This window comes from Streptococcus mitis (genome assembly GCF_003942775.1).
GTDB lineage: Bacteria > Bacillota > Bacilli > Lactobacillales > Streptococcaceae > Streptococcus > Streptococcus mitis_CN.
On the sequence record NZ_RJNX01000034.1, the window covers coordinates 1 to 503 of the forward strand.

The following is a 503-nucleotide window of genomic DNA, read 5'->3' on the forward strand; positions in this document are numbered from 1 at the left end:
GATATACTAATATAGTTGTCGCTTGAGAGAAGCAAGTGACAAAGACCTTTGAAAACTGAACAAGACGAACCAATGTGCAGGGCACTACAACTAAGGTTGTAGTACTGAACAATGAAAAAAACAATAAATCTGTCAGTGACAGAAATGAGTGAGAACTCAAACTTTTAATGAGAGTTTGATCCTGGCTCAGGACGAACGCTGGCGGCGTGCCTAATACATGCAAGTAGAACGCTGAAGGAGGAGCTTGCTCTTCTGGATGAGTTGCGAACGGGTGAGTAACGCGTAGGTAACCTGCCTGGTAGCGGGGGATAACTATTGGAAACGATAGCTAATACCGCATAAGAGTAGATGTTGCATGACATTTGCTTAAAAGGTGCAATTGCATCACTACCAGATGGACCTGCGTTGTATTAGCTAGTTGGTGGGGTAACGGCTCACCAAGGCGACGATACATAGCCGACCTGAGAGGGTGATCGGCCACACTGGGACTGAGACACGGCCCA

At 46.5% G+C, this 503-nt stretch carries 1 rRNA gene; it reads left to right on the forward strand.

What is annotated here, in order from left to right:
• Positions 1-163: 163 nt before the first annotated feature.
• Positions 164-503, forward strand: a 16S ribosomal RNA gene (locus D8848_RS10755); the annotation flags it as partial.